The following is a 23,140-nucleotide window of genomic DNA, read 5'->3' as shown; positions in this document are numbered from 1 at the left end:
ATTATCCATTACTTCCTCCTATCACCCCCGAGTTAACGCCACGCGTCCATCAGCTTCTCTCTGCAACTAAAGCATCCATCTTTCGATTTTCGCTATCATTGACTATCCGAAGCCCGAACGCCCACGCAGAGAAAGTCCCCGCGTGCAGGACAAAGCTATGCACCGGGAAACGAAGGTCAAGCCCCTGTAATTACTAAAGTTTCTCTCGCCAATCGAAGCACCACTATCGGCGCGTTGCCCGGCGAAATTAGGCGCTAGCGCGCGTGATATTTTCGGACACCCCGGCGAGGCATGGGCGAGTCGGAGTTGGTCGGGGTCGCGCGCGCGTTTTCATCTTTGCGTTGCCGCATTTCGTCGATATCCTCGCGCCGCCGCTCCATGGCAAAGACGAAGGCCGCGGTCAGCCCCACGATCGGGATGGCGATAAATAATGAGATAAAAATATCACCCGTCATAAGAACGACTCCGGTTGAAGGTCGTGAATGGCCAGCCCTGCGAGCCTGGTGGCGGCGCCACTCTTTGAGGCCGCCCGCATCGATGGCTAAGCCCATTCGATTCGTCGCCCCATGAACCTAAACACCCGCGCCGTCAGGTTTAGCGCACCCCCGAGATCACCGCGTCTTCGACTCTCCCCCATATTATCCACGTGAGTTATTCGAATTGCGTGGTCACAAGAATACTCAGCACCTTGCGCAACCCGTTGGCCATCTCGGCCGCCGACGGGGCGGCGCCGGGCGAAGACTCCAACCAATGCAATTGCTCGCACAGAAGATTCGCCGCCGCCGCCCTGGCCGGCCCGGGCAGGTTCGACGCGCGCAACATCTCGAAGACCTCGCGCCCGAGCTGGGCCTCAACCCCCGCCGACGGCGCCGGCGCCGGCGGCTGCGCCTGCCCGGGTTTTGACGCGCCCGACCAGGTCACCTGGGCGATATCCGCGGTGCCACACGGCGGCCCGCTGGCTGCGTTGCTCGCCGAATCCGGCGATTCGAGCGCGTCCACGTCTTCTCCGCGCATCCGACGTATCAGGCGGTCCAGGGGATCGCCCTGCGTCGGCGTATAGGGCTCGGCGGGGGGTAAAGCTGCCTGCCCTCGGATCGTCTCCAAGAGCCTCTCCCAGGGGTCCGTCGGGGCGCTAACATTCGGGGCATTCAACATCTTGAGTCTCGATTCAAGGGCGCGAATTCTTAGCTCTCTTCACCGGCGCCGGCTTCGCCTAACCGCCGCACTCAAACCTATACCTGCCACGAGCGCGATCGGGCAACAAGCCCCCGCCAACCTCCCGGCCTTAACCATGCCTGAGATGCCCACGGCACCGACCTCTTCTTGAAGTTCGCCCACCCGAATTCAGCGCCCGAAATTTATTTCGATACAAAACAAAATTTATTATTGACACCAAATAAAACCGGACGTATACCCTTCATCGCGAGTCGGGTTCAACCCATCCGACGCCAGCATCAACGATGCGGCTCAACTCGCCCACGCGGAAGTGGCGGAACTGGTAGACGCGCAGGCTTCAGGTGCCTGTGGTGGCAACATCGTGGAGGTTCGATTCCTCTCTTCCGCACTATGTATTTTTAGAAAATATTAGTGTGAGTATCGTGAAGGCCGTCATTCATTTGAAATGACGGCCTTCTTTATTTTCTTGTGCGCCGACGATCACGCGCCGGCTCATTTAATCCACCTTATGCGCGCATCAGAAGACGCCGCGGCTGAGCATCATCAGAAGCAGCGCCCCCAGCGATGCGGTGAGCAGCGGGCGCTCGGCCACCGGGTCCGCGGCGGCGCGCGCCAGATACCCAAAGAATGGCAGCGCGAAGAGCATCATCGCGATCGCGGCGGTCGGTGGTTGGTATAGGAGCGGCCAGGCCAAACACGGCAGCGCCAAAAGCGGCCAACTCTTAGGCACCTGTCGGAAATACCCCACCACCATCACCAGGCAGACCACGATCGCGGCGAGCAGAAAGAGATCGGCCGAATGCGTCGCGATCATCTCCATCGGCGCGCTCTGCCAGTCAAACCCGTGGCGCCACTCACTGGGCCCCTGCAACGTGCGGATCGACACGCCGTAGCGCCCCGCCATCCCGATGGCCGTGAGCACCATCAAGATAAACGCCACCAATGGCCCGAGCGTCGCCGCCCAGATGCTCATCGAGTGGTGTTTTGAGGGCTGGTAATATTGCCACCCTAAGAACGCCACGCCTGGCCACAATAAGATCGCCTCGGGGCGAAACCACATCGCCGCCGCCAGCGTGATCCCGGCCAGGATATGCCGACTCTCCCCCAGCGCCATCAGCGCCACCGCGGCCAGGGCGATCGCGAAGGTCCAATCCCCCGCGGGGATCGTGAAGATCATCGCCGGCGACGCCGCCCACAGCCAGGTCGCGCTCTCGGCGGTCTGGGGCAATTGGTCGCGGCGCACAAATCGATAGACCGCGACACACCCTGCCAATAGCGACAGCTCACCGAGCCCGGCGAGCACCTGCGGCGCATAATCGCCGCAGAGCCCCACCGTATGCACCAGCAGGCTCCAGCCCGGCGAGCCGCCCGCAAAACTCGAAAAGTCCTCGGCGGCCAACATGGGTGACACCCCGGCCAGGGCCGCCGCGATCCACAGGACGGAGCGCGTGACAAACCAGGCCAAAAAGGCGGTGCGATAACTCGGATGTATTCTTGTAACAAGTGGATGCATGGCCACGCCACGCTAGCGCTGCTGGCCAAAAAAGCAAATTTTTGTGCCCCCTCGCCTCGCCTGCCCCCGACCCAATCGCAGCGTGTTCGCGGATATATATGGGATCTCTTGACATATTCGGGATGAGCTGGCAGTTTGCGCTGCCTTAGGGAAGGGTGGCGCGAATGGCGGTCATCGAGCCATGCGCACATCAGCTAGTCTTTTAGCCCTTTTGTTAAGATCGCGCCCTTATTTTATATACGACGGGAATCGCTGAATTTTTAGCCCGTCGATTTAACTCTCGTCGAGCAACAAATAGGATCTATCATGTCGCGCACTTGCAAACTTACGAATAAAAAGCCGCTCGTCGGCAACAAAGTCTCCCACGCCAAGAACCACTCCAAAATGCGTCAGCAGCCGAACCTGCAGCTCAAGCGCATTTATATCCCGGAGCAGGATCGCTGGGTCCGTCTGCGTCTTTCGACCCGCGCGCTGCGCACGGTCTCCAAGAAAGGCCTGATGCCGTACCTGAAGTCCCAGGGCCTGACCCTCAAGGACGTGATCGCTTAATTGCGGTCGCACTAGCACCGGCTTTCAGTCTCTGAAAGTGCGCCGCTCGACTCGGCGCAGCATCCCGACTTTTGTCGAAGGCCTCGCCGATTGGCGCCCCCTTCGACAGAAGTCGGGCTTTTTGCGTTTATCGAACCTCCAGAGCGCATCCGCCGCCCGGCACAGGTCCAGCTTTTCGCTTGGCCGATTTATGTGCTACTTTGGCAGGTGTAATGGCAGGTACGTTTGGGTTTTGTTGGACACCAACGCAATGGACCGAGAAGACCATGAGTGAGGACCTCATCACAAGCGATTCAATCACGCAGCGTAGCGCATTGCGGGCCTCTAGCCCGGATGCACACGACGTGTTGCTCACCTGGCTGAACCAGCCTGAGCATGAACTCGCGGATGCGGTGCGCGATTTGTCGCCCGAACAGATCACCCGCCTGTTGAGCGGGATCGGCGAGGTCTTTCGTCGCCAGGTCACCAAATTTACGGGCATGCAGGAGATCGGCAGCGCGCTGGGTCAGACCATGCACCTCGATGAGCTATTGCAGCTCATCATGGACAAGATCGTGCGCCTGATGGACGCCGAGCGGGCCACCCTCTTTCTGGTCGACCCGGAGACCGGCGAGCTCTGGAGCAAGGTCGCCCAGGGCGACATCAACACCGAGATCCGGCTGCAACCCGGCGAGGGGCTCGCCGGCTGGGTCGCCCAGACCGGCACCAGCATCAACGTGCGCGACGCCTATAATGACGAGCGCTTCCAGCGCGGCGTCGACCTGCAAACCGGCTTCGACACCCGCAATATGCTCTGCCAACCGGTGCGCAACCAGGAGGGCGAGATCATCGGGGTCGTCCAGGTGCTCAACCGGGCCGAGGGCTCGTTTAGCGACCAGGACGAGAGCCTGCTCAGCGCCATCGCCAGCCAGACCGCGGTGGCCATCGAGAATTCCAAATTATACCTGTCGGTGCTCGAGCAAAATACGAAGCTCGAGCGCGCGCGCATGGAGCTGCAGCATAAGGTGCGCGAGCTCGACCTGCTCTATGATGTCGAGCGCGAGCTCAGCGCCGCGGTCGACCTCGAGGAGCTGGTCGAGTCGATCACCCAGAAGACGCTGGAGCTTATCTCGGCGCAGGCCTCCGCGCTGACCCTGCACGAGGCCGAGCACAACCGGATGTTCGTGATGGTCAACCGCGCGGGCGCAAAGACCTGCGACGGTGGCGACGCGAGCAACGGCCGGGCAACCGCCACCGGCGAGCCCCAATGGGAGTTTAGCACCCGCGATATCCCCCACGGCTACGGCATCGCCAGCAAGGTCATCGCGTCGAAGACCACGTTTCGCTGTGACACCGGCGGCTGCGGCGAGGTGGCCGACGCCGCCAGCGATGAGATCGGCATCTGCGTCGAGAGCGTCATCTGCGTGCCGCTCTTCGACGAAGACGAGTGCATCGGCGCCCTCGAGGTCATGAACCGCGTGCCCTCCCCCAACGACTCGATGGCGCCCTTTATCGACCAACCCCTCGGGTTTAGCGAGGACGACCGCAAGGTCCTGACCCTGATCGCCGGCCAGATCGCCAGCACGGTCGCCGCGCGGCGCCACCGCTATAAACAGGAGAAGGTCGAGCGCCTCTCGGCCATCGGCCAGATGCTCACCGGCGTGGTCCACGACCTCAAGAACCCGATCGCGGTCATCTCGGGCAACGCCCAATTGATGGTGCGCGCCGACGACCGCGAGAAGCGCAGCGAATACGCCGCGAGCATCAATAAGCAATTTGAGCATCTCAACCAGATGACCCGCGAGCTGCTGAGCTTCGCGCGCGGGGAGCACGAGATCACGATGGCCGAGGTCGACCTCGAGGCGTTCAACGCCGAGGTTGATGAGCTGCTGCTCCACGAGCTTAACGACACCGGCGTGACCTACGAGACCAAGCTTATCCGCAAGAACGACGCGCCGAAGACCGCTAAATTCGACGCCGGCAAGATCAAGCGCGCCATCATGAACCTGGCGCGAAACGCCGCCGAGGCGATGCCCGACGGCGGCCACTTCGAGATGCGCGTGGAGCGCGACGAGAACCCGGCCGAGATCCGCTTCGTCTGCAGCGACACCGGCCCCGGCGTCCCCGAGGACATCCAGGCCACCCTCTTCGACTCATTTGTCACCTCCGGCAAGCAAAACGGCACCGGCCTGGGCCTGGCGATCGTCAAGAAGATCGTCGACGACCACCACGCCTCGATCACCTACCAAAACCAGGCCGACGGCGGCGCTGCATTTATCATCCGCATCCCCCAGCTTGCCAGTATCTGAGACTTTCATCCTATGATTTCTGCTCTTTTATCGCTCAAGAATCACGCGCGCGCGCGCTCTTATCGAACCGCCCTTGCCCTGACGAGCGCCTTGCTCATCTGTAGCGCCGGTTGTGACAAGCCCGCCGATACGCCGGCGGCGCCGACGCCCCAATCGGGCGCGCCGGCGTATGAGAAGATCGAGGCCGCGGGCGACAAATCAGCGGCGAAGGCCGAGGAAGATGGCGACGGCCAGGAGAAGGCAGAAGGCCCCGCGATCGCTGGGCTGGCCGAGGCGACCGACAGCCAGCAGATGCTTCTTTTGGAGGCCAAGAAGGCCTTCTTAACCGATGACCTCACCCGGGCCGAGGCCCTCTTCGAGACCCTGGTCAAGTCCAAGCCCATCTCGGGGCCGCAGGTCTCGGCGGTCATCGCGCTGGCTCAGATTTATAACGAAACCGAGCGCCCCGACAAAGCGGTGAAGCTCTACGATGACCTCTCCGACGAGGTCAGCGCCCTGCCCGAGATCCAGCTCGTCATCGCGCGCGCCTACGCCGATCTCAACGAGTTTGAGCGCGCGATTCGGGCCTATAGAAAGCTCTTGAAGACGCAGCCGGACTATGTCTTCGCCCAGCTTGAGCTGGGTAAAATCTACGCGGTGACCGGCAATAACGACGAGGCGGCCAAGGCGTTTTACGCCTATGAGCAGCAGATCTACAAATTGTCGGCGCGCCTCGAATCCTCAAAATCGACCCCCGAGGAGCGCCTGGAGGTGCTCAGCATCTTCTCGCTGGTCAGCGACGAGCGCGCCAGCGCGGCGACCCAAAAGGCGCTGCGCGCCGAGTCCCCCGACGTGCGCCGCCAGGCCGCCACGGTGCTCGGGCAAATGGGCGCGGTCGAGGCCATCCCGGCGCTTGAGGGATTGACCATGAACGACCCGAGCCCGCTGGTGCGCATGTCCGCCCAGCAGGCGCTCAAAGAGATCAAAGAGCTCGGCCTTGACCCTGCCGACGCCACCAGCGGCCCGACCGTCGTCGACGATAAGAACGAACTGCCCATCAAATGATCAAATAATCTTCGTCTCCCACTCTCGTATGCCCTTGAGAAACGCCTGATGCTCGCAAATACCACGGATAGAGTACGCGAAGAAAAACTCCGGAAATTCAACACCCTCTGGGAGTCGATGGCGGTCGGTAAGACCGAGAAATTCGAGGCCGACCGCACCCGCACCATGCGCCCGTCGACGGACCTCGCGTCGCTGGACGCCTCCCTCTTATTGAGCGAGCTGCCCTGGCTGACGCAGAACCAGACCCAGATCAAATTCGCCGAGATAAGCCTGGGCGCCCTGATCGGCGAGGGCGGGATGGGCAAGATCAACCAGGCTCACCAGCGCTCGGTTGCCCGCGAAGTCGCCGTCAAATCGCTGCATAAAAACACGACAGACCCCGAGGCGATCCTCACCCTTTTGCGCGAAGGCTGGATCACCGGGCGTCTGGAGCACCCCAATATCGTGCCGATCTATACCCTCGGGCGCGCCAGTGATGGGCAGCCGCTGATCGTGATGAAGAAGATCGCGGGCGTCTCGCTGGCCGATCTTATGGTGGACCCGAGCGTCTCACCGCGCTCCCTCGGCACCAAGCAACCCCTTGATTTTTATATTGAAATCCTCGCCCAGGTCTGCAACGCGGTGCATTACGCGCATAGCCGCGGGATCTTGCATCGCGATATCAAGCCCGAAAATATCATGGTGGGCGAGTTCGGCGAGGTCTATTTGCTCGACTGGGGCATCGCGGTGAGCATGGAGGAGACCCACGAGGGTCGACTACCGCTGGCCGCCAAGATCACCTCGCCTGCCGGCACCCCCGCCTATATGGCGCCCGAGATGGTCAACGGCGACGGCCGCGAACTCAGCGAGAAGACCGATATATTCTTGCTCGGGGCGGTGCTCCACGAGATCCTCACCGGCGAGCCACCCAATAAGGGAGACACGCTCTTCCAGATCATGTTCGACGCCTATAACGCCCAGCCCCCGGAGTATAGCGAGCACGTCGACGCCCAACTCGCCGCGATTTGCCACCGGGCGATGCACGCCGACCCGGCGCAGCGCTACGCGTCGGCCGACGCGCTGCGAAACGCCCTGGAGACCCACCTAAGCCACCGCGACTCCCTGCGCATCGGCGAGCAATCGCAGGAGCGTCTGGCGCTGCTACGCGAGATGGTGACCCGGGAAATCACCGCCCAGGCTGACGCTGACGCCGCCGAGCGCGAGCATTCCGGCCACGCCATCTACCGGCTCTTCGGGGCCTGTCGATTCGGGTTTGAGCAGGCGCTTCAGACGAGTCCAGACAACGCCGCGGCGCGGCGCGGCCTCCAGGAAGTCCTTGAGCTATTGGTCGAGCGTGAGCTTCAGCAAGGCGCCCACCGCGCGGCCGCGCTGCTGCTGGCGGACCTGCCCGAGCCCAACCCGGCGCTTGAGGCGCGACTGGCCGAACTCACCCAACGCAACGAGTCGCGCGAGCGCGAATTCGAGGGCCTTAAGCGCAAGCAATTCGAACATAGCACCGCCGTGGGCCGGCGCTCGCGCAGCTTATATGCGGCGGTGCTCGGCATCCTGCTGGGCGCTCTGGCGATCGTCAGCCGACTCGCCCTGCAATGGGCCGGGGTCTCCAAGGAGCCGTCTGCGCTCTTGATTCACTCCCTGGCGATCCTCGTGACGACCCTGGTCCCCACGATCATCGCCAGGCGCGCGTTGATGCTCAATCTCGTCAACCGGAACCTTGTCTATCTTGTCTTTATTTCTCTGGGGTTTGCGGCCTTTTTTCGCGGCCTCGGGCTCCTGTTGGAGCTCCCACCGTCGACCGTGATGGTGATGGAGATGACCGGGCATTCGGCGATCGGGCTTGTGGCCGCGCTTTTTGCCGACCGACAGATGTTGTGGATAAGCGGGGCGATGGGGCTGGGCGCGCTCGCCGGGGGGTTCTTCCCGGAATTCGCCATCCCGGCGTTGGTCACGAGCATCTTCGTCGGCTTCACCGCCCTGGCCCTGGGCTGGCGGCGTGTTGATCGCCGCGCCTCGCTCAAGACGCGCGAGTCTTAGGCACGACCGTCGCGTCGCCCTCGGGAATGCCCTGCACGCGCTGGACAGCCTCGTCGACGGTCAGCGAAAAGTGGGTCTTCCCGAGCTCTTTGTCCAACCCGGAGCGCTCGATGGTCTCGCGCACCGGGCCCTTTGCCCCGGCGATATAGAGCTCGATCTGGCGCTCCCCAAGCGACTCACTCACTCCGGCGAGCATGGTCGCGGAGGTGGTGTCCAGGTCGTTGATGCCGGTGGCGTCCAGGATGATCACCTTAAAACCCTTACCGGTCGACGTGGTGGGTTCGAGTAACTTCTGGCGGATCGTCTCGGCGTTGGCGAACGAGAGCGAGGAGTCAACGCGCAGCAGATAAATCCCGGGGATCACCTTGGCGTTGGAGAAGTTATCCAGGCTTCGATACTCGTCGGTCCCCGGGACGCGCCCCAGTTCGTGGATCTCGGGGCGACTGATGCGCCACAGGATAAGAAAGACCGACGCCGCCACGCCGAGCAAGATCCCCGTCTGAATCCCCAGCACCAGCGTCGCCCCGAAGGTCAAAAACGCGACCGCGGCGTCCCGGCGCTTGGTCTTCAACAGATAGCGAATCTGCGGAATATTGATCAGCTTCAGCGCCACCACGACGATCACCGCGGCCAGCACCGCGATCGGAAGGTGGTAAAAAAGCGGCGTGAAGAACATCAGGGTGAGCGCGACGACGCCGGCCGAGATCAAATTCGCCAGCGGCGTCTTCGCCCCGGCCTGGTCGTTCACCGCGCTTCGCGAGAAGCTCCCGGACACCGGCACGCCCCCGAAAAAACTCCCCATCGTATTGGCCGCGCCGACGGCGATCAGCTCCTTATTAGGGCGCACCGTCATCTTATGCTTGGCGGCAAACGCGGCCCCCAACGACATCACCACCATGCATTGCTCCAGCGCGACGGTGAGGCTGGTCGGGATGAGCTTTCGCATCAACTCCAGGTCGAGCGTGGGCAACACAAACGCCGGCAAACCCGCCGGTACTTTCCCCACGACCTCGAGCCCGTATGCCTCCAGATTCAGCGCCCAGGCCGCCACGATCCCCAGGACCATCACCACCAGCGCCGAGGGCGCCGATGGTTTGAAGAACTCGATCCCCAGCATAATGGCGATGGTCGCCATGCCGATGCCAAGGGGGAGCGTGTCGATATTGGAGAATTGCGCGAACACCCCCACGAAGAGGTCGGTGATATATTGGGTCTGCGTGAGCTCAAGCCCCAGAAGATTGCCGATCTGGCTCGACGCGATAATCAGCGGCGCCGCGGTCATAAACCCGACGATCACCGGGCGCGATAAGAAGTTGACGATAAACCCGAGGCGGAACACCCCCATCACCACCTGGGTCAGGCCGACCATCAGGGTCGTGAGCAGGACCAGCCCCACATATTCGGGTGAGAATGGCTCGGCCAGCCCCGCCAATCCAGCCGCGATAATCAGCAAGCTGGTCGCCACCGGCCCCGAGGCCAGTTGGCGCGAGGTGCCCATCAGCGCGTACACGATCAGCGGCACCAGCGAGGCGTAGAGGCCGTGAATGGGCGGCACCCCGGCGAGCATGGCATACGCCATGACCTGTGGCACCGCGATCACTCCGACGGTCAACCCGGCGCTGAGATCGCCGCGAAGCCACTTCTTATTATAGTCCGGCAGCCATTCAAACGCCGGCAGGATTCGGGCTAAACGCTCCAAATAAGCCAATCATCGGGCAACTTCGCCCGCCAAAGGGAACGCCCCTATTTAAGTGGCGCGGATAATGAGGTCAGGTGTGCGTAGAGCGCAGCAATTTGCGTCTCCACCAGTGGTTTCCAACTTGGGGTGACCTCGGCTAACTGCTCAATTTCGGTGCTGAGATTGTTAAGCTCTTGGTCGAAGCGCGCGAAACGGCGCTCCATTTCCTGCCAATTATCGCCGCGATATTCGGTGCGGCGGCGCGCCTCGGCGTCGCGCATGCGACGCAGGTCCGCGCGGCGGGTCGCCAGCGCCTGGCGCATCTCGCGCAAAACACCGGGCAATTGCCCGAGCCGAAACAGCAGCTTCGCGCGCATCTGGCGCAGGCGGTCGAGCTCGGTCAATTGGCCAAGCGCCGCAGCCTGGTGCTGCGGCACCTGCTCGTGGAGTTCAACCATCAAGCGCCCGGCGTATTCCGACCGACAGGTCAGACCGTCGATCTCCGACGCCCCCACGTCCCCCGCGCGCGTATCAAAGGGATCATTAAAACAGCGCATCGCCACATATTTGAAGAGGTCCAGCGGGAAGGGGTGGGCGTAGAGCTCCTGGGGCGCCGACTCAAAGCTCAGGCGCAACGCCTCCAGCTCTTTAAGATCGCGCTCCATCACCTGGCGGATCTGGACGAGGCGCTGGCTATCGTCGCTGATCTTTTGCTGCGCCACCGACAGGTCGAGCGGGTCGGGGCCGCGGGTATTAAAACACCCCGACGCCCCCACGCCCACCGCCCACAGAACGAGGGCGAGCGCGCACGCGCGGCGCAGGCGTGAGGGGCGAATGGGTCCAAGGCGTCGGGGCATCAGCATCGGCTTAGCTATCTTCCAAAATATCTTTGGGGATGGTGGGGAGTTCCTCGAGATTCGGCATCATAATGACCTCGATGCGCCGGTTCTGGGCCTTACCCTCGGGGGTGTCATTGCTCTCGATGGGCGCGTATTCGCCGTAACCTGCGGCGGCCAGACGCGTCGGGTCAACGCCCGAGCTCTGCAGAAATTTCACGACCTCCACCGCCCGGTTGGTCGACAGCACCCAGTTGGCGGCCTCCTGGCCGACGTCGTCGGTGTGCCCGGCGATGAGGAACTCGCGATTCTCGATCTGCTGGAGCACCGCGCCCAGCTCGGTCAGCGAGACCTGGCCCTCTTCCTTAATCTTGGTGCTGCCGGAGTCAAAGAGCACATTGCTCGTCAGCTCGATGACCATCTTGCCGTCGCGGATCTTGACCGACAATTTTCCGGACTCGACCATGCTGGCGAATTTATTGGCGATGTCGCGAAATTGCGCCAACTGCTTTCGGGTCTTCTCGCGCGCCTTGCGCAGCTCCTCAAGCTCGCCCTTGGTCGACTTCAGCCGCTCTTCGAGGGAGCCGTGCTTCGACTCGTACATCTGAAGGTTGCCGTTGGCCTCTTCGAGCTCGTCCTCAAGCCCGGCCTGCTTCTTCTCGAGCTCGGCGATCTTGGCGTTGAGCACCGCGATCTGCGAATTCAGGTCATCCTCGGTGGCCTGGGCGCGCTGCTGGGTCTCGGCCAGCTCGATCTTGGTATTTTCGAAATCTTTGACCAGCGCGTTGTGTTTGTCCTCGGGCACGCCGCAGCCGACCGCCCACACGAGCGAAAGGCCGAGCAGCGAAGCTTTGGTGACGCCGACTTTCGAGAAAAAAGACCTGCTTTGAGCATTGGAACGCATCATTAACCTCCATCAAGAACTCGTAATTTAAGCACGAACCACAACATAAAGTGCAGCTTGAGTGGCCCCCTATATACCACCGCCCTGCCCGGCTCGACAAACTACATACAGGTTGCCGGGGGCGGGTGTCTGCTTCTAAGGTAGCGATTTCAAGCGCTTTCGCGTTGAGCCCATTGCGCCGCCTATTTATGACTCTGAACAAACGCCGAGAATCCCATGCCCACTAGCTCCAGCCTGCTCACCATCGCTGGGACCGACCCCTGCGGCGGCGCGGGCATCCAGGTCGACCTGCAGGTCTTTCGCGACTTCGGCTTTCACGGGCTGTCGGCCATCACCGCGGTCTTGAGCCAGAACACCCGCGGCGTGCAGCGCGTCGACCCGATGCCGGCCGACGCCGTCGCCCAGCAGCTCAAGAGCGTATTTGAGGACCTGCGCCCGGCGGGCATTAAGATCGGCCTGCTGCCGAGCAAAGAGGTGGTCGAGGCGGTCGCGACGGCCCTAAAAGAGCTGCGCGAGACCCGCCCCTGCCCGGTGGTCTTTGACCCGGTCTTGGCCAGCAGCTCGAAGCACCAATTGGTCGGGCCGGGCTGCGTCGAGGCGATGCGCGCACACCTCATCCCCCAGGTCGACCTGCTCACGCCGAACCTAAACGAGGCCGAGATCCTGCTCGGCCAAAAGATCCACACCCTGGCCGACTTTCAGGCCGCGGCGAGCGAGCTGCTCGGGCTGGGGTGCGGGGCGGCGCTGCTCAAAGCGGGGCATCTCCCGGCTCAGCCGTCCGAAGCGTCCGGCATCCGCGACCTCTTCGCCGACCCCCAGGGCGTGGCGAGCCTGCGCGAATTGCCGGCCATCCCCGACGACGTGCGCGGCACCGGCTGCCAGCTCTCCAGCGCGATTTTGGCCTGCGTCGCCTCGCCGCCGGCCGCCATCACGCGCGCCGGGCGTATCGACGCCATCGAGCGCGCCCGCGCCTACCTAAATCACTTGCTTCATACGCGCCGACGCAATATTGGCGGCGGTCGGCCTGTTATCGTTCGCGAGCGCCCCGCGCGCACCTGATCCAGGCCCTAACGCCCTAACCCAACGCCTTCGAACCCCCGTTATTTTCTATGAGCACACAAGCCCCACACTCGCCCGTTCTATCCGCCGAGGAGGCCGAGGAGCTGCGCGACGCCCACGCCCGCGAGATGCGCCTGCGCGACGTCCTGAGCACCGGCACCCCGCTGACCAAGATCCTCATCGCGGTCAACGTGGTCATCTGGGTGGTCGCGTTCTTCTGGGGCGACACCCTGGGCATCCGCACCCCGTATTTTAATAACGCCCAGCTCGTGCTCTTCACCGGCATGAAGGTCAACGAGCTGGTGGCCGCCGGCGAGTGGTGGCGGCTTATCAGCAGCCAATTCGTACACCTGGACGTGATGCATATCGCGTTCAACGCCTACGGCCTCTACGTGCTCGGCCCCATGGTCGAGCGCTTCTACGGGTGGAAGCGCTTCCTCACCCTCTACCTCGCCGCAGGCACCGCCGGCGCGCTCGCCAGCTATTTCTTCGTGTCGGCCCCCTCGGGCGGCGCCTCGGGCGCCATCTACGGACTGGTCGGCGTGCTGCTGGTCTTCGGGGTTAAATACCGCAACGAATTGCCCAAACGCGTCTCCAAGGCCCTCACCCGCGGCATGCTCCCGTGGGTCGCGTTCAGCATCGGCATCGGGTTTCTCGACAGCCTCCCGATGGACAACGGCGCCCACCTGGGCGGCCTCTTCGCCGGCGGCTTCCTGGTGCTCATCACCCGCTCGCGCCTTCGCCCCGAGCCGGCCGACAAAAAGCACCGCCTCGGCGACAAACTCGCCTGGGCCGGCGCCGCCCTCGCCCTGCTCACCCTGCTATGGGCCGGCGCGAATTGGACCATGGAGGTCAGCGAATGCGTCACCGGCGACCGCGCGCAGTATTTTGCGTGTTATCCGGAGTTGGAGCCGGCGTTATTTCCGCGGGGGCGCTGACACCCCCGGGGGCTCCTTGCCCGACGATGATTTTGGGCGTTTCGGCGGGTTTGGGTTGGTCGACCGCCCCGGGGGCTCCTTGCCCGACGATGATTTTGGGCGTTTCGGCGGGTTTGGGTTGGCCGACCGCCCCGGGGGCTCCTTGCCCGACGATGGTTTTGGGCGTTTCGGCGGGTTTGGGTTGGTCGACCGCCCCGGGGGCTCCTTGCCCGACGATGGTTTTGGGCGTTTCGGCGGGTTTGGGTTGGTCGACCGCCCCGGGGGCTCCTTGCCCGACGATGATTTTGGGCGTTTCGGCGGGTTTGGGTTGGCCGCGAGCTTCGGACTTCGAGAGGACTCACCCCCGGCTACCAAGCCGGACTCCGCTTCGCTTCGTCCGTGGGTTAGGCGTCGCGAACACAACGCCCGTCGACGCCCCCCAACCCACCCGGACCGCGGGCGTCTCGCCCGCTCGACCGCCCAATCGAACGCCATTCCACCATGCGTAACATGGGCCTCGTAGCCGCGCGGTGACCGAAGCGAAGCGTAGGGAACCCGCGGATCGCGTCGCCCTCAACCCACCTGGACCGCGGGCGTCTCGCCCGCTCGACCGCCCAATCGAACGCCATCCCACCATGCGTAGCATGGGCCTCGTAGCCGCGCAGTGACCGAAGCGAAGCGTAGGGAACCCGCGGATCGCGTCGCCCCCCAACCCACCCGGACCGCGGGCGTCTCGCCCGCCCCGCCACCCATCGAACGCCGCCCCACCATGCGTAGCATGGGCCTTGTAGCCGCGCGGTGACCGAAGCGAAGCGTAGGGAGCCCGCGGATCGCGTCGCGAATCGATGAGGCCCCATTTTCCACATCAACACCCCCAACACCCCAAGAACCACCCCCAACGTCATTTTTGACCCATCGGCCTCCCAAAAAACCACGCCCAACGTCCCTCCAAAGCGACGCGCTGGCACCAAAACCACGTTCAACGTCATTTTTGACCCATCGGGCTGCCAAAAAACCACGTCTAACGTCATTTTTGACCCATCGGGCTGCCAAAAAATCACGTCCAACGTCATTTTTGACCCATCGACCTCCCAAAAAATCACGTTCAGCGTCATTTTTGACCCATCGACCTCCCAAAAAATCACGTCCAACGTCATTTTGGGGGGAGCCAACCGCTAAAAAGGCACGCACAACGTGATTTGAAACCCATCAAGAGCCCGTCAACAATACAAGGCCCCGGCCAATCAAACTCCATCCCACCATGCATAGCATGGGCCTTGTAGCCGCGTGGTGACCGAAGCGAAGCGTAGGGAGCCCGCGGATCACGTCGCGAATCCGCGACGCGTCGCGAACACAACGCGCGTGACGCCAACCTACCCACCGCCACAGGATTTGTGTTAATAACACAACCCGTAACCCCTCTCTTTTCAGTAGTGCGACCCCATGAACGCAGTCGAAATCGAAGAAGCCCTCGCCGAGCTATTTGAAGCCGAATTCCAGCCTGAGACCTTCGCCTTCAGCTTTTTGAGGGCCTTTGGCAACAAAGACACCACGATCAAACGCCTCAAAGACGGCGGGACGAATAAATCGGACGTCGACGGCGGCGTGCTGCAGCGAAAGAATATTCACCTGCAGGTCTGCGCGCCGGGCGAGGCGGGCGCGGCGGTGGCGTCGCTCAAGGCGAACCCGCTGACCCAAAAACACGGGGCGCGTTTTGTGCTGGCGACCGACGGCGAGATGGTCGAGGCCGAGGACTTGAGCAGCGGGGAATATGTCGCCTGCGAATACCGCGATTTCCCGAATCATTTCGGCGTATTTTTGCCGCTCGCGGGCATCGAGATGGTCGCCGAGATCAAGGATAACGCGGTCGATATCCGCGCGGCCAACCGGCTCCGAAGGCTTTATACCAGCCTATTTGAGCACAACCCGGAGTGGGCCTCGGCCGAGCGCGCCGACGAGATGAACCATTTTATGGGGCGGCTTATCTTCTGCTTTTTCGCCGAAGACACCAGCATCTTCGGGGGCCTGGCGCCGTTCTCGGAGACCATCCAACAGATGAGCGAGCCCAGCGGTGGGAATGTGCACGAGGTGCTCGAAACCCTATTTAAGTCGATGGATACGCCCATCGACGAGCGCGAGGCCGCCGACCTGCCCCGCTGGGCGCTGCCCTTCCCCTATGTGAACGGCGGGCTTTTTGCCGGTTCAGTCGAGGTGCCGCGCTTCTCGCGCGCGGCGCGCAGCTATTTTTTGGAGCTGGGCCGCCTGCAGTGGACCGAGATCAACCCGGATATCTTCGGCTCGATGGTCCAGACCATCGCCGACCCGGAGCTGCGCAGCACCGCCGGCATGCACTACACTAGCGTGCCGAATATCCTAAAGGTCCTAAACCCGCTGTTTTTGGACGACCTGCGCGCCCACCTGGAGCGCGCCGGCGACAACCCTCGAAAGCTCCTCAACCTGCGAAAGCGCATCGCGCGCATCCGCGTCTTCGACCCGGCCTGCGGCTCCGGCAATTTCTTGATCATCGCCTATAAAGAGCTGCGCGCTATCGAGGCCGAGGTCAACCGCCGACGCGGCGAGGAAGGCCGCGCCTCCGATATCTCGCCGCTGAATTTTCGGGGCATCGAGATCGGCCACTTCGCCGCCGAGATCGCCCGCCTCTCGCTCATCATCGCCCGCTACCAATGCGACGCGATCCACCTGGGCCAGCAGAGCGCCCTGCGCGAGTTTTTGCCCCTCAAAAAAGAGAATTGGATCGTCTGCGGCAACGCCCTTCGCATCGACTGGCGCACCGTCTGCCCGCCCAGCGGCGGGGCCGAGACCATCCAATCGACCGAGCAGGATCTCTTTGCCGAGACGCTTGAAGAGCCGACTATCGATTTTGAGAATGAGGGGGGCGAGACGTATATCTGTGGGAATCCGCCGTATTTGGGGTTTAGTAACCAATCTAAGGAGCAAAAAGCTGATATTGCTCATGTATTTAAGGGAAAAGTTAAGGGATATCGTTCGCTCGACTATGTAGCGGGCTGGTTTATGCGCGCGGCTGAATATGGCGAGGCGGATATCGCGCTCGTGACGACGAATTCACTCTGTCAGGGCCAATCGGTCATGCGGATCTGGCCCCCGATATTTGAAACAGGTTTTAAGATCCACTTCGCCTATCAATCCTTTAAATGGGCAAACCTAGCGTCTCATAATGCGGGCGTGACGGTCGCGATTGTAGGGCTGAGTAAAAATCCTCCCACCAACCGCAATATTTATAGTGTTGAGGATGGTGAACTTATCGAAAAACAGGTCGAGAACATTAATGCCTATTTAACTGCGAGTCCAAATGTCGTCGTCAAGAAAGTAACCAAACCATTAAGTGCCAACCTAAGCACTATGAACTATGGCAACAAACCTACAGATGGCGGCTATTTGTTGCTATCTTATGACGAAATGTTAGAAGTGAAGGATTCCATTACGTCGGTCAATGTGGAGGCATTGCATCTGATTCGCCGTGTCTACGGTTCACGAGAGTTTATTCGTGATTTGGAACGCTATTGTCTGTGGATTTGTGATGAGGATTTAGAATTAGCTCAGTCTATCCCAGCAATCCGTCAACGCATTGATAATGTTCGCAAAATGCGATTAAAGAGTCGTGCTAACTCAACACAAAAATGGGCAAATTCTCCTCATCGATTTATTCAGAGTCCTCAAAAAGGTAATGAAAAGCTTATTGTTGTCCCAAGCGTTTCGTCTGAAAATCGTGAATATCTTCCTGTTGGTGTTAAACCTGAGGGAGATATAGTAACTAATCTCGTCTTCGCCCTCTTCGACGCCCCCCTCTGGAACCTCGCCCTCATCGCCTCGCGCATCCACCTCATCTGGATCGGCGCGGTCTGCGGCAAGATGAAGACCGATTTCCGCTACTCGAATGCTTTAGGCTGGCACACCTTCCCCGTCCCCACCCTGACCGAAAAGAATAAAAAAGACCTCACCGAGGCCGCCGAGCGCATCTTGCTGGCGCGCGAGGCGCATTTCCCGGCGAGCATCGCGGATCTATACGACGGCGATGCGATGCCCGAGAATCTGCGCGAGGCGCACGCCCATAATGATGAGGTGGTCGAGCGGATCTTTATCGGGCGCAGGTTTCGAAACGATACGGAGCGGCTGGAGGTGTTGTTCAAGCGTTATGCGGAGCTGGTCGAAGCCTCCTGAGCGGCTGATTTTGGTTCATTTTTGTCTTAAAGCCTCGGTTTAGAACCACTAAACCTGCGTTTTAAGCCTTCAAATGACCTCAAAATCATCTCGCTCAGATAGGTTCGACGATTTATAAATAAGTTCAGACCAAAGGATATAAATATGGCGAGCGAAGCGAATAAAAAACCCCAAACGGCCATCCCCGCGCTGACGGCGACCTACGCCCAGACCGGCGTGTCCAAGCAAAATGACGCATTGGGGATGCGACCCATGCAGGCGCGCGCCTACGAGCAGCGCGGCGAGCAATATTTGCTGATCAAATCGCCGCCGGCCTCGGGTAAGAGCCGCGCGCTGATGTTTATCGCCCTCGATAAGGTGCGCCGCCAGGGCTTAAAGCAGGCGCTGGTGATCGTGCCGGAGCGCTCCATCGGCTCGAGCTTTCATAACGAGCCGCTCGCCGAATTCGGCTTTTTTGCCAATTGGGAGGTCCAGCCGCGCTGGAATCTCTGCGAGGCCAGCGGCGTCGACGAGGGCAAGGTCGACGCGGTGGCCGCGTTTTTAAAGAGCGACGATGAATTCCTGGTCTGCACCCACGCGACCTTCCGCTTCGCGTTCGAGGCGCTGGGGGCCGAGGCCTTCGACGGCCGCCTGGTCGCGGTCGACGAGTTCCATCATATCTCGGCCAACCCCGATAATGTGCTCGGCTCCCAGGTCAACGCGCTCATCGCCCGCGACAAGGCCCATATCGTGGCGATGACCGGCTCGTATTTTCGCGGCGACGCCGAGGCCGTCTTGCACCCCATCGACGAGGCGAAATTCGCCACCGTCACCTACACCTATTATGAGCAGCTCAACGGCTACGAGCACCTCAAGCAGCTCGATATCGGCTATTATTTTTATTCGGGCGCCTATGTCGACGAGATCATCGAGGTCCTCGACCCCAGCTACAAGACCATCGTGCATATCCCGAGCGTCAACTCGCGCGAGAGCACCAAGGATAAGCTGCGCGAGGTCGAAGAGATCTGCGACGCCCTGGGCACCTGGGAGGGGCGCGACGAGGCCACCGGCTTCCAGCTCATCCGCACGCCCGAGGGCAAGCTCTTGCGCGTCGCCGACCTGGTCGACGACGAGCCCTTGAAGCGTCAAAAGGTCGTAAACGCGCTCACCGACGCGAGCCAAAAGCATAACCGCGACCACGTCGACATCATCATCGCGCTGGGCATGGCCAAAGAGGGTTTTGATTGGATCTGGTGCGAGCACGCGCTTACCGTCGGCTATCGGGCGAGTTTGACCGAGATCGTCCAGATTATCGGGCGTACGACGCGCGACGCGCCGGGCAAGGCGCGCGCGCGCTTCACCAACCTCATCGCCGAGCCGGACGCCTCGGAGGAATCCGTCACCGAGGCGGTCAACGACACCCTCAAGGCCATCGCGGCCAGCCTGCTCATGGAGCAAGTGCTCGCCCCGCGCTTTGAGTTCCGCGCCAAGCGCCCCGGCGCGGGCCCCAACCCGGATATCGACTACGGCCCGGACGGGTATCAAGAGGACGAAAACAACGTCGGCATCAACACCAAGACCAAGCAGATTGAGATCGAGATCACCGGCCTAAAAGAGCCACGGAGCGCCGAGGCCAAGCGTATCTGCCGCGAGGATTTGACCGATCTGCAGTCGAGCTTTCTGCAGGATAAAGAGGTCGTCGAGCGCGGGGTCTTCGACAAAGATTTGATGGCTCAAGAGCTCACGCAGGTCAAAATGGCCAAGATCATCAAAAATCGATATCCCGACCTCGACGAGGACGACCAGGAGGCGATTCGCCAGCAGGCGATCGCCGCGATGGCGCTCACCCAACAGGGCAAGCATGCCCTGGTCGACACGATTATGGACGGCGGCGACGCAGGTGCCGGTGCCGGTGCCAGCGAGAGCGGGCCAAGCCCCAACACCGCCTTCGTCGACGGCGTTCGCCGCTACGCGCTCGACGTGCGCGAATTGAATATCGACCTGATCGACAGCATCAATCCGTTTAGCGAAGCGTATTCGATCTTGTCGAAGGCGATGGATGAGAAAAACCTGAAGAAGATCGAGGCGGCCATCACCGGCAAGCGCCTCAAGATACCGCTCGACGAGGCCAAGGAACTGGCTTTACGCGCCGTTCAATTTAAGCGAGAGCGCGGACGAACGCCGTCGGAGACCTCGGCTGACGCCTGGGAACAACGCCTCGCCGCCGGCGCGCGCGCCTTTATGCGCTACCGAAAGGAGGGACTCTATGACCAAGAATAAATTATCCATCGATGAACTCGCCGCGGAGCTTGAAGAGTTCGCCCCCCGGGAGAAAAACCGCAGCTATTCCAAGACCGAGCGCCAACTCGTGCTCGGCTTCGAGGATATTTTAGGCTTCGTCCAAAAACACCAGCGCCTGCCCCGAAACCAGGAGGGCGTCGAGATATTTGAGCGCCTCTACGCCGTTCGGCTCGAAGCGCTGCGCCAAAACCCCGAAGCGCTCGAGCTCCTCACCCCCCTCGACACCGAGGGGCTATTGGACCCAGACAAGAGCTGGGCCGAGAACGACCTGGCGGAGCTCTCCTTCGACGAATTGGCCGACGCGCTCAGCGAATTCGACGACGACGACCTGGGTGAGCTGCGTCACGTGCGCCCCGCCGCCGAGCGCCTGGCGCCCGAAGAGGTCGCCCAACGCGAGCGCTGCGAGGATTTCGAGGCATTCGCGCCGATATTTGAGCAGGTGCGCGCCGACCTAAAGACCGGAATTCGCGAGACGATTCCGTGCGATTTCAATAAGATCACCGAGGAAGGCGACTTATTTATCCTGAACGGGCAGATCGCTTATGTCGCTCACAAAGGCGAGGAGTTTCCGACCGGATATGGCGATATGGACGCGCGCCTGCGCGTCATTTTTGACAATAAAACCGAGAGCCCCCTCTTGATGCGCTCTCTAAAGCGCGCGCTCAATAAGGACGACACGTCACGCCGGGTCACCAAGGCGGACCTGGGGCCGCTCTTCGAGAACGAAATCTCCGAGGGCGACATCATCAGCGGCACGATCTACGTGCTGCGCAGCCAATCCGACCACCCCTTTATCGCCCAAAATCGCGAACTTATTCACAAGATCGGCGTCACCACCAACACGGTCGCCAGGCGCATCGCCGACGCCGCCAACCAGGCCACCTACCTGCTCGCCGACGTCGAGATCGTCGCCGAATACCAACTCGTCGGCGTCGCCCCCAACCGCTTTGAAAAGCTGCTGCATGGCTATCTCGCCAACGCCCAGATCGACCTGACCATTAAGGACCGCTTCGGCAAGCCGGTGTCGCCGCGCGAATGGTTCCTGGTGCCGCTGAGCGTCATCGAAGAGATTATCGAGCGCATTCAGGATGGGTCGATCGTGGAATATAGCTATAACCCGGGCGAGGCGCGTTTGGAGTTGAAGGCCGAGGTGAATTGAGGCGCGCCCACCCGCTTTTATACACAAAGGTCCTCTCTGTCGTATCGAAACCCCTCGCCAGATCGTCGCCCCCCTTCTGTCGCTTCGCGACATCTTCCCTGAGGGGAAGAGATACTGTTGCGCGCCTGTGGCGCGCCTGGTGGGCGGGGGACTGGAACGCTCCGGGCTTTCGGGGCGTTCCACAATGGAACACTCCGGACATTAACAACGCCTCTCCAAAACCCAGGGCATCCTTCCCCCCTCGGGGGAAGTGGCGGCGTAGCGAAGCGCAGCCGTCGAAGGGGGCGGGTGCGAGTTGGCTGGGAGTCACACCCGTCGCATACCTTATCAATCCGACTTTTGTTCTCCTTGAATCAAAAGCTCACTAAACGCCAAAACCTCGTCCAGATGCTCTCGAATAATCGCGACGACGATTGGAATTTGCATCGCGCGATAATCATGAACCGCGATATTTCGAAAGCCGACCATCCGCTTCATGTCTTCGGCGAGTTCTTTGGGAATCCAGCCACCCTCGGCCAGCAGCGTGAACACATCACGCGCGCTCTGTGGCAGGCCGAGCCGCTCACGTCGGACCAAAAACGTTCCCATATCAATCGCCGCTTCGCACGCTCGCTGTATATTCAAAATAGCGGCGTCCTGACGGGTGTAATTGTCCGTAAAGCTCTCGGGATCGGCCTCGTATTCTTCGCGCGCGCGACCCACGCAACGCTCGATCGTCGCGGCCTTATTGTAGAGAACATCATTCGCCATAGATTCGCCCGCTTTCTTGAATATCTTTTAGGATTCCCGCCCGCAATTCGTTGAGTCGAAGCTTTTCGCTCAGCACAAACGCCTCATAAATCGACGCCTGCTCATCGCGCACCCACCAGCGCTCGCCGGTGTCCAAAATCCGCGCCTGCATGACAGTCGAGGCGGCCCGAAAATCCAATAGATCGACATCGTGGTCCAATAGGATTCCCAGGTCGGCTGAGGCGTTCCACAACGCGAGCGGGTCGGCTTTGCCCTCCACCAAGATGGCCAGGTCCAGGTCGCTCGTGGGGGTGGCGGTGCCCTGAATGCGGCTGCCAAAGGCGTAGATAGCCATCAGGCTCCCAAACTCCGCCTGCAGATGCGCGATGATCTTTGCTTTGTGGGGAATGCTCATCGATCCTCCATGCTTCGTGGTGAGTTCGCCCTTTGAGTGACGAGATGCGCGATTCTACCCGCCAACATGGGCCGTGTCGAACGAGACTGGCCACCAGTCTTTTGGCCGTCAGTCTCATTCACCGGCCAGGCGAGCTGGCCGGGGTCTGCGCGCGGGGCGCGGTTGGCTTGCCCGTCAGTCTCATTCACCGGCCAGGCGAGCTGGCCGGGGTCTGCGCGCTGGGCGCGGTTGGCTTGGCCGTCAGTCTCATTCACCGGCCAGACAAGCTGGCCGGGGTCTCATGCTTTTACGGTTTCTCCCACTCACCCCTATACACACAAATCAAATCCGTAGTACCGTGGCCTCCTATTTCCACAACGCAG

At 61.3% G+C, this 23,140-nt stretch carries 18 protein-coding genes and 1 tRNA gene; 11 read left to right on the top strand and 8 right to left on the bottom strand.

The genetic code is table 11. The features are described from left to right. Positions 1–254: 254 nt before the first annotated feature. Positions 255–455: a hypothetical protein gene (locus DN745_RS01565; RefSeq protein WP_111331517.1), complete on the bottom strand. Its 201-nt coding sequence runs from the start codon at positions 453–455 to the stop codon at positions 255–257. Between the two features lie 196 nt (positions 456–651). Then, entirely contained in the window at positions 652–1,155 is a 504-nt protein-coding gene (locus DN745_RS01560) for a hypothetical protein (RefSeq protein ID WP_133621687.1), read from the bottom strand. A 325-nt stretch (positions 1,156–1,480) separates the two neighbouring features. Between DN745_RS01560 and DN745_RS01555 the strand changes: the two genes are divergently transcribed. After that, a tRNA-Leu gene (locus DN745_RS01555) sits at positions 1,481–1,564 on the top strand. A 129-nt stretch (positions 1,565–1,693) separates the two neighbouring features. Here the strand turns inward: DN745_RS01555 and DN745_RS01550 are convergent. Further along, entirely contained in the window at positions 1,694–2,689 is a 996-nt protein-coding gene (locus DN745_RS01550; RefSeq protein ID WP_133621686.1) for a hypothetical protein, read from the bottom strand. Between the two features lie 306 nt (positions 2,690–2,995). On the opposite strand from DN745_RS01550, the gene rpmB reads away from it, so the two are divergent. The 4 genes from rpmB (at position 2,996) to DN745_RS01530 (ending at position 8,601) form a co-directional block, all read left to right on the top strand. After that, the gene (gene rpmB / locus DN745_RS01545) at positions 2,996–3,238 is read left to right on the top strand and encodes a 50S ribosomal protein L28 (protein ID WP_111331511.1); all 243 of its coding nucleotides are present in this window, start codon (positions 2,996–2,998) and stop codon (positions 3,236–3,238) included. A gap of 266 nt (positions 3,239–3,504) precedes the next feature. Beyond that, positions 3,505–5,526: a GAF domain-containing protein gene (locus DN745_RS01540; RefSeq protein ID WP_162687387.1), complete on the top strand. Its 2,022-nt coding sequence runs from the start codon at positions 3,505–3,507 to the stop codon at positions 5,524–5,526. Between the two features lie 12 nt (positions 5,527–5,538). After that, on the top strand, positions 5,539–6,570 hold the full coding sequence (locus tag DN745_RS01535) for a HEAT repeat domain-containing protein (protein WP_111331507.1): 1,032 nt from the start codon (positions 5,539–5,541) through the stop codon (positions 6,568–6,570). Positions 6,571–6,618: 48 nt separating this feature from the next. Then, entirely contained in the window at positions 6,619–8,601 is a 1,983-nt protein-coding gene (locus DN745_RS01530) for a serine/threonine-protein kinase (RefSeq protein ID WP_111331505.1), read from the top strand. Here DN745_RS01530 and DN745_RS01525 read toward each other — a convergent pair. The 3 genes from DN745_RS01525 to DN745_RS01515 are packed head-to-tail and all read right to left on the bottom strand — an operon-like array spanning position 8,582 to position 12,022. Further along, positions 8,582–10,300 carry a SulP family inorganic anion transporter gene (locus tag DN745_RS01525; protein WP_162687386.1) on the bottom strand — a complete coding sequence of 573 codons (1,719 nt, stop codon included), beginning with the start codon at positions 10,298–10,300 and terminating at the stop codon, positions 8,582–8,584. The two genes, DN745_RS01530 and DN745_RS01525, sit on opposite strands and share 20 nt — an antisense overlap. 44 nt (positions 10,301–10,344) lie before the next feature. Then, a complete protein-coding gene (locus DN745_RS01520) occupies positions 10,345–11,142 on the bottom strand; it encodes a hypothetical protein (protein ID WP_111331502.1) in 798 nt (265 codons plus the stop codon). Between the two features lie 4 nt (positions 11,143–11,146). After that, positions 11,147–12,022 (bottom strand): OmpA family protein, encoded by an 876-nt coding sequence (locus tag DN745_RS01515; RefSeq protein ID WP_111331500.1) that lies wholly within the window; start codon positions 12,020–12,022, stop codon positions 11,147–11,149. Positions 12,023–12,235: 213 nt separating this feature from the next. On the opposite strand from DN745_RS01515, the gene thiD reads away from it, so the two are divergent. From thiD to DN745_RS01485, 6 genes are all read left to right on the top strand, one after another. Next, entirely contained in the window at positions 12,236–13,078 is an 843-nt protein-coding gene (gene thiD, locus DN745_RS01510; protein WP_111331498.1) for a bifunctional hydroxymethylpyrimidine kinase/phosphomethylpyrimidine kinase, read from the top strand. Between the two features lie 50 nt (positions 13,079–13,128). Further along, positions 13,129–14,016 (top strand): rhomboid family intramembrane serine protease, encoded by an 888-nt coding sequence (locus DN745_RS01505; protein ID WP_111331496.1) that lies wholly within the window; start codon positions 13,129–13,131, stop codon positions 14,014–14,016. A gap of 16 nt (positions 14,017–14,032) precedes the next feature. After that, positions 14,033–14,518, top strand: coding sequence for a hypothetical protein (locus DN745_RS19130; protein WP_133621685.1), 486 nt, complete (start codon positions 14,033–14,035; stop codon positions 14,516–14,518). A gap of 920 nt (positions 14,519–15,438) precedes the next feature. Further along, entirely contained in the window at positions 15,439–18,195 is a 2,757-nt protein-coding gene (locus tag DN745_RS01495; RefSeq protein WP_111331493.1) for a DNA methyltransferase, read from the top strand. 144 nt (positions 18,196–18,339) lie between these two features. Continuing rightward, on the top strand, positions 18,340–20,454 hold the full coding sequence (locus DN745_RS01490) for a DEAD/DEAH box helicase (protein ID WP_111331491.1): 2,115 nt from the start codon (positions 18,340–18,342) through the stop codon (positions 20,452–20,454). Then, positions 20,441–21,634 carry a GIY-YIG nuclease family protein gene (locus DN745_RS01485; RefSeq protein WP_111331489.1) on the top strand — a complete coding sequence of 398 codons (1,194 nt, stop codon included), beginning with the start codon at positions 20,441–20,443 and terminating at the stop codon, positions 21,632–21,634. The genes DN745_RS01490 and DN745_RS01485 overlap by 14 nt, the downstream gene beginning before the upstream one ends. 327 nt (positions 21,635–21,961) lie before the next feature. On the opposite strand, the gene hepT is transcribed toward DN745_RS01485, so the two are convergent. Both hepT and mntA read right to left on the bottom strand, forming a co-directional pair. Next, positions 21,962–22,384: a type VII toxin-antitoxin system HepT family RNase toxin gene (gene hepT / locus DN745_RS01480; RefSeq protein WP_111331488.1), complete on the bottom strand. Its 423-nt coding sequence runs from the start codon at positions 22,382–22,384 to the stop codon at positions 21,962–21,964. After that, complete coding sequence (gene mntA, locus DN745_RS01475) at positions 22,374–22,778, bottom strand: type VII toxin-antitoxin system MntA family adenylyltransferase antitoxin (RefSeq protein ID WP_111331486.1); 405 nt, start codon at positions 22,776–22,778, stop codon at positions 22,374–22,376. Before mntA ends, hepT begins: the two co-directional genes overlap by 11 nt. Positions 22,779–23,140: the final 362 nt, after the last annotated feature.

Source organism: Bradymonas sediminis (assembly GCF_003258315.1).
Taxonomy (GTDB): domain Bacteria; phylum Myxococcota_A; class Bradymonadia; order Bradymonadales; family Bradymonadaceae; genus Bradymonas; species Bradymonas sediminis.
The sequence above is the reverse complement of the archived record's forward strand: the minus strand, read 5'-3'. Positions and strand labels throughout refer to the sequence as shown.

What these genes read in the sequence shown, in the direction of transcription:
- mntA (WP_111331486.1), bottom strand. Translation starts at nt 22,778, where the DNA reads ATGAGCATTCCCCACAAAGCAAAGATCATCGCGCATCTGCAGGCGGAG.
- DN745_RS01560 (WP_133621687.1), bottom strand. Translation starts at nt 1,155, where the DNA reads ATGTTGAATGCCCCGAATGTTAGCGCCCCGACGGACCCCTGGGAGAGG.
- DN745_RS01530 (WP_111331505.1), top strand. Translation starts at nt 6,619, where the DNA reads ATGCTCGCAAATACCACGGATAGAGTACGCGAAGAAAAACTCCGGAAA.
- DN745_RS01565 (WP_111331517.1), bottom strand. Translation starts at nt 455, where the DNA reads ATGACGGGTGATATTTTTATCTCATTATTTATCGCCATCCCGATCGTG.
- DN745_RS01490 (WP_111331491.1), top strand. Translation starts at nt 18,340, where the DNA reads ATGGCGAGCGAAGCGAATAAAAAACCCCAAACGGCCATCCCCGCGCTG.
- DN745_RS01515 (WP_111331500.1), bottom strand. Translation starts at nt 12,022, where the DNA reads ATGATGCGTTCCAATGCTCAAAGCAGGTCTTTTTTCTCGAAAGTCGGC.
- DN745_RS01535 (WP_111331507.1), top strand. Translation starts at nt 5,539, where the DNA reads ATGATTTCTGCTCTTTTATCGCTCAAGAATCACGCGCGCGCGCGCTCT.
- DN745_RS01550 (WP_133621686.1), bottom strand. Translation starts at nt 2,689, where the DNA reads ATGCATCCACTTGTTACAAGAATACATCCGAGTTATCGCACCGCCTTT.
- DN745_RS01485 (WP_111331489.1), top strand. Translation starts at nt 20,441, where the DNA reads ATGACCAAGAATAAATTATCCATCGATGAACTCGCCGCGGAGCTTGAA.
- DN745_RS01495 (WP_111331493.1), top strand. Translation starts at nt 15,439, where the DNA reads ATGAACGCAGTCGAAATCGAAGAAGCCCTCGCCGAGCTATTTGAAGCC.
- DN745_RS01540 (WP_162687387.1), top strand. Translation starts at nt 3,505, where the DNA reads ATGAGTGAGGACCTCATCACAAGCGATTCAATCACGCAGCGTAGCGCA.
- DN745_RS01505 (WP_111331496.1), top strand. Translation starts at nt 13,129, where the DNA reads ATGAGCACACAAGCCCCACACTCGCCCGTTCTATCCGCCGAGGAGGCC.
- thiD (WP_111331498.1), top strand. Translation starts at nt 12,236, where the DNA reads ATGCCCACTAGCTCCAGCCTGCTCACCATCGCTGGGACCGACCCCTGC.
- hepT (WP_111331488.1), bottom strand. Translation starts at nt 22,384, where the DNA reads ATGGCGAATGATGTTCTCTACAATAAGGCCGCGACGATCGAGCGTTGC.
- DN745_RS01520 (WP_111331502.1), bottom strand. Translation starts at nt 11,142, where the DNA reads ATGCTGATGCCCCGACGCCTTGGACCCATTCGCCCCTCACGCCTGCGC.
- rpmB (WP_111331511.1), top strand. Translation starts at nt 2,996, where the DNA reads ATGTCGCGCACTTGCAAACTTACGAATAAAAAGCCGCTCGTCGGCAAC.